The organism is Phocaeicola sp. ICN-14070, assembly GCF_037892625.1.
GTDB lineage: Bacteria > Bacteroidota > Bacteroidia > Bacteroidales > Bacteroidaceae > Phocaeicola > Phocaeicola plebeius.
In genome coordinates this window covers 1-5,862 of record NZ_JBBKBF010000107.1, presented here as the reverse complement: position 1 = coordinate 5,862, position 5,862 = coordinate 1, and the positions used below count along the sequence as shown (strand labels likewise).

The 5,862-nt window shown below is 38.1% G+C and carries 6 protein-coding genes; 4 read left to right on the top strand and 2 right to left on the bottom strand.

From position 1 onward, the window contains the following. From WKT20_RS17345 to WKT20_RS17330, 4 genes are all read left to right on the top strand, one after another. Positions 1-1,460, top strand: a 1,460-nt coding sequence (locus WKT20_RS17345) for a type IV secretory system conjugative DNA transfer family protein (protein WP_340417804.1), incomplete at its 5' end; no start/stop codon positions are given. Further along, a complete protein-coding gene (locus WKT20_RS17340) occupies positions 1,457-1,987 on the top strand; it encodes a glycoside hydrolase family protein (RefSeq protein WP_340417803.1) in 531 nt (176 codons plus the stop codon). The genes WKT20_RS17345 and WKT20_RS17340, both read left to right, overlap by 4 nt. Positions 1,988-2,061: 74 nt before the next feature. Beyond that, positions 2,062-2,967 carry a nucleotidyltransferase domain-containing protein gene (locus WKT20_RS17335; RefSeq protein ID WP_118170937.1) on the top strand — a complete coding sequence of 302 codons (906 nt, stop codon included), beginning with the start codon at positions 2,062-2,064 and terminating at the stop codon, positions 2,965-2,967. Position 2,968: 1 nt separating this feature from the next. Then, complete coding sequence (locus WKT20_RS17330; protein ID WP_340417801.1) at positions 2,969-3,547, top strand: Cap15 family cyclic dinucleotide receptor domain-containing protein; 579 nt, start codon at positions 2,969-2,971, stop codon at positions 3,545-3,547. A gap of 172 nt (positions 3,548-3,719) precedes the next feature. On the opposite strand, the gene WKT20_RS17325 is transcribed toward WKT20_RS17330, so the two are convergent. After that, positions 3,720-4,226, bottom strand: a complete 507-nt coding sequence (locus WKT20_RS17325) for a hypothetical protein (protein WP_340417800.1) — start codon at positions 4,224-4,226, stop codon at positions 3,720-3,722. Between the two features lie 98 nt (positions 4,227-4,324). Further along, the gene (locus tag WKT20_RS17320; RefSeq protein WP_340417799.1) at positions 4,325-5,860 is read right to left on the bottom strand and encodes an agmatine deiminase family protein; all 1,536 of its coding nucleotides are present in this window, start codon (positions 5,858-5,860) and stop codon (positions 4,325-4,327) included. Positions 5,861-5,862 lie beyond the last annotated feature (2 nt).

Genomic DNA, 5,862 nt, shown 5'->3' with positions numbered 1-5,862 from the left:
CAACACTCGCTCAGAAATTATACTATCATTATAAGATAAACCAAAAAGCTGGGAAAGTTCCCAAGGACTGTAAGTTCAATATCATCAACTTTGTGGATGTAGAATATTCCAGACGTGTCAATCCTATCCAACAGAAGTATATCGGAAACCTTGCTGCTGCCAGCGAAACTGCCGAGACCCTATTGGAATCATTACAGAAAGGAAAGAAAGAAGGCGGTGGCGGTAGCGACCAGTTCTTCCAGACTTCTGCTGTGAACTTCCTCGCTGCCTGTATCTACTTCTTTGTCAACTATAAAAAAGTACCTTACGACAAGGACGACCATCCCCTCGTTGCAGAGATGACCACAGAGCCGAAGACGCACCGCCCCAAGCCTACTGGCCGAGTGTTTGACCAGACAGGCATGGAAGTGGAGCCTGAATATTGGTTGGGTAAATATAGCGACATGCCCCATATCCTGTCCTTCTTGAATCAGGATTACCAGACCATCTTTGAGGTACTGGAGACAGACCCAGAGGTTGCCCCCTTGTTAGGACCGTTCCAGACAGCCATGAAGAACAAGGCGATGGAACAGTTGGAAGGTATGATTGGTACACTGCGTGTATATACATCCCGTCTGGCCACCAAAGAATCCTATTGGATATTCCATAAGGATGGCGATGATTTTGACCTGAAGGTGTCTGATCCGAAGAATCCGAGCTATCTGCTTATAGCGAATGACCCAGAAATGGAAAGCATCATCGGTGCCTTGAATGCTCTGATTCTAAACCGTCTTGTAACTCGTGTGAATACCGGTCAGGGCAAGAATATCCCTGTGAGCATCATTGTGGATGAGTTGCCTACTCTCTATTTTCACAAGATAGACCGACTGATTGGTACCGCCCGAAGTAACAAGGTCAGTGTCACATTAGGTTTCCAGGAATTGCCGCAGCTCGAATCCGATTACGGAAAGGTTGGAATGCAGAAAGTTATCACAACAGTGGGTAACGTAGTCAGTGGCTCAGCAAGAGCAAAAGAAACTTTGGAGTGGCTTTCAAACGACATCTTCGGTAAGATAGTCCAGCTCAAAAAAGGTATGACTATTGACCGTGACAAGACCTCCATCAATCTCAATGAAAACATGGACAGTCTTGTTCCGGCAAGCAAAATTTCGGATATGCCTACAGGTTGGATCTGCGGCCAGTCTGCCCGTGATTTTATCAAGACCAAGACAGGACGTGGTGACAGCATGAACATTCAGGAGTCTGCCGAGTTCCAAACCTCCAAGTTCTATTGCAAGACTGATTTCGACATGAAGAAGATTGCAGATGAGGAAGCAAACTACAAGAACTACCAGATACCGAAGTTCTACACCTTTCCTTCAAAGGATGCCAAGGAACGTATTCTGTACCAGAACTTCGTAAGTGTCAATCTTGATGTCAAGAACATGATTGATGAGATAACCAAATTTAAAGTAAAATGAATTTCAGGATAATAGCAACTTTTGTCATATTCTTATTTGGTATGAGAGTTAACGGCCAGACGGTAATGCCGTCTGAGCCACTCTCTAAAACCATAACTATTTTCGAACTTCCACCTTTTGAAAGGGCCGTCTGTTGTATCAGGTACTATGAGGGTTTACATAAAAAGAAAGATTATCCTTACGTTGGATATGGACATCGACTGCGACCCGGAGAAAGGTATTCATCCGAGATGACTGCCACAGAATCAGAGTCACTTCTCCGTAAAGACCTTAAAGAACTCTGTTCATTGTTTCGTCCCTATGGTAAAGACTCACTTTTGCTTGCAGCGTTAGCTTATAATATAGGAGCTTATAAGCTCTTAGGATTAAAAGATAAATACCCAAAGAGTACAATCCTGAAGAAACTCGATTCAGGAAACAGAAATATAAAAAATGACTATGTGAAGTATTGCCACTGGCGTGGCAAGAAGATTGCTTCCATAGAGCGACGACGATATGCTGAATTTATTTTGTTATTTGATTCGTAAAAAATTATCAACTATGCAGATAGACTGCACAGCTTTACGCTATCTTTGTGCATGTATCATAAAATATATCAGAGATGGCAAGATTTACAAATGAACAGCTAACTGCAATGGCTCGACCAGCTAGCGAAACTGAAGAGCAAAAACTAGAGAATGCAGAAAATGCAGTAAAAAATGCATTGGCAAATTACACATTAGCATCTGGCAACTATGAAGTTTTTGGACAGGGCTCATACGCAAATAACACAAATATCCGGAATAATAGTGATATCGATATTAATGTATGTTATACAGGAGGTTTTTACTATAAAATTCCTGAAGGGAAAACTAGGGAAGAATATGGATTGACTAATCCTTCGACTTATTCTTATACTCAGTTTAAAAATGATGTTGAAAGAATTCTAGTATCTCATTTTGGTAGGAATAATGTTGTACGCAAAAATAAATGTATTCACATAAAAGAAAATACATATCGCGTAGAGATAGATGTTGTACCTACTTGGAAATATAGGAGATATGGAGACTATCACTATCATTATGATGAAGGAGTAATATTGTATGCAGACAATGATGGCAAAGAAATAATCAATTTTCCAAAGCAACATCTGAAGAATGGAGTGTTAAAGAACAATGATACCTCTCGCAGATTTAAAAGATTAGTAAGAATTGTCAAGAATTTACATATTCGGATGAAGGATGAGGGGTATTATAATAATGCAAACATAACATCATTCCTGCTGGAATGTTTGACTTATAACTATCCTAATAGCAATTTTCATATCGCCCAAGAATGTGATTGGAACCAAATTTTACGAGAGTATATTTATTATTTCTGGTCTAAAACCAAAGAAGATTCTCAAGACTGGACTAAATGGGTAGAGGTCTCAGAATGTCTTTATTTAATGTTTGGACACAAATGGTCAAGGCAAGATATAAATTCATTTATGTATAATTTATGGAATTATTTAGAGTATAATAAGTAAAATGGGAAACTACAATTTTAAGAGATTCATCCAAATACTTGGAGGTACGTTTGTTGCAACATTTATTATCATAGGGCTACTACGAGGACATTATGGCCAGATATATATAAATGTATTATGGGAAGATTTCGGAACGTCTTTGTCAATTGTTTCAATAATTGGTTTCTGTCTCAATAAATGGATGTGGAAATGGTCTATTTTTCATGGATGGCTTGTGCCATTCCCTTGTTTAGAAGGAGAATGGGAAGGAGATATTTTTTATAATTGGAATGGTACTGATAAAGAAAAAAAGATAAAAATAAAGATTAAACAATCATTTCTTCAGATTCAGGTTCTTATTGAAACAAATGAAAGCTATAGTAATTCTATATGTGCCTCATTTGATTTTGACGAAATGCGTGGACACAGAGAACTCATATATAGTTATATTAATGTACCTGATGTAACAATAAGAGAACGAAGTCAAATACATTATGGAACAGCAAGGCTGAGGTATAAAGAAAAAGATAAGACATTAGAAGGGACATATTGGACTGATCGTAAGTCTGTCGGTGACATTATCCTAACTAAATTACAATAAAGAATCTAATTAATATGAGTTCTACCTTTAAGTTTCTCAAATTCAAATTAATATAGAATGAATATGCCTAATGGGAACGCTCGTTCAATGGGACAGAACAACCTCTCCCATTGAACGAAATTTACATAACCTTAATTTTCTCTCCATAATTTAAGGCAATGGGGATTTAGGTTTATTTCCCATTATTATATTCATGAATAACAGCCTTCTGAGCCTCATTTAATGCATCCCACTGTGTTCCTCCATGAGTTAACACCATACCTAATATCGCCTTTCTGGTTTCTTCAGGCAAAGACTTCCATTGTTCTTTTTCCTTATCAGAGAATGCTCCAGGTACAAACATATTCAGAACGTCCAACGCTGTAAGTTCGTTATCCGTTATTTCTGACAACGACTTCTTCACCTCTCTTTTGGTCGCACAAGTATCAACGGATAAAGCAAAACCGGTAGTGTCATTTGATACTGACACTCCACAAAATCCAAACATCTTAGCAAGCAAGTCTTTGGGGATAGTAAATTGAACATTTGCCTTTTTGCTTTTGTTTGCCCTGCTTTTGGATAGAGAATTGTGAACCATCGTCTGTGTTTTAGGTAAAGCCATTCGAACTTGTGACTGAGCACAAATTCGAGGGATGGCCACAAACATTGCCAATACTGATATGATTAAATACCTACTCATATAAAATTCTTAATTTAAACTACAAATTTACAAAGAATTAGCTTAAATGAATTACATAAGTCAATATAAATGCAGCTTCCTCTATAAGCTAAAATCCATTATCTCCGAATGTTCCAGCTGATACAATGTAAAGCACCACCTTCCTCTGCTACTTCAGCCATTTCAATTTGATGAATCTCGCAATCAGGGAATGCTTCATGTATATATTGCCAAGCAATAGCATCCTCTTTAATATTGAAAATTGGCATGATAATCTTGTTACCGACTTGCAGAAAATTGATGTAAGCCCAATTTAAAGCAGTTCGTGGCGAACCAACCTTGTCCACAAATCGCATCTCTGTGACTTCAAAGCCATATTCTTCAAGAATGTGTCGGATAGCAACAGCTTCTTCCGGATATTGATCTCCATGATTGCCCATCAGGATACGATTACCACCACACCATTTGACAAACCCATCCGAATGACCATACTTGTCTGTATCACGAGCATTAAAGTCACCATGCATTTTCCATGGAATTATAATCACGGGATGTCCAAGTTCTGACTCCAACTCAGCTTTGAACACTACATCCTCTTTTTCTTTACCATTCTCGGTAAACACCTTATCCGTCATCACAATATAAGGACCACATGGAACCATATTTCCACCGTCAATTATTAGCTTTGTTGAACGACAGTTTATTCCCATTCCACGTAGAACGTCAGTGCATTCGGTCCTTGTATCAGCATCCTCTGGATTGTTGCTCTTCATCAGATAGTCCGGATAATATTGGTACTTCAAGAACTCGTTCTCACTCAACTGGATAGGCATATAGTCGCGTGCCCAATAATCTCTGGTACATTTCAACTCTTGGGGTTCTATGTTGCAATCCTTCAGGAGATTAGTCAGACGCTTATAAAATTCAGGATGTCCATCCTGCTTCTCTTTCAACCAGGGTGAAAGATAGATTTCATTTGTTTCACTATCATGTAGCAACTGGTCACAGCGCACATATCTGTATCGCTTATCCTTAAAAGAGAAAAACTCTTTATATAACTCTTCTCGGTCTGGATGCGATAGATATTCTCCAAGTATGTAGTCCACTTTACTTTCAACAGTCTGCTTACCGGTTAGAAGATTCAATCTGGGTTTACAGATATATCCAACCATACCATTATTGCGTTCTACAAGCGAAGGGAAATTATAATCCTGTTCCATAGCATGATGGAGCCTAAATAGCTCTGCACAAGCCCAAGGACCTTCTAAAATTTCTTTTTTATCTTCGCTGATTAATTGACGGATCAGAATACCTCCAAAATAAGAGCTGTCATCTAATATGTACTTATTTACTTTTTTTCCAGCGCTGTCAGTCCCGTCCTTTTTACAAATCTCACTTGGAAAATTCAAATCTATACCTCCAAAATCATTCACGTACCAACAAAAAGAATCAGAAAAACGAGGATGAGTGATTATGTCCCGATGATGCTTATTATAGAAATAAAACTCAATCTCTTTGAAAAGATAGATTTTTTCTCCCTTTTGTATCGCAAAATTTTCAAACAGTAATTTAGCTATTTGAGTAAACCGCGACTCTATCTCTTCTGCACTTATTTCAGCATTTAGAGACATTAAATATTTGAGCTTTGTTATCATTT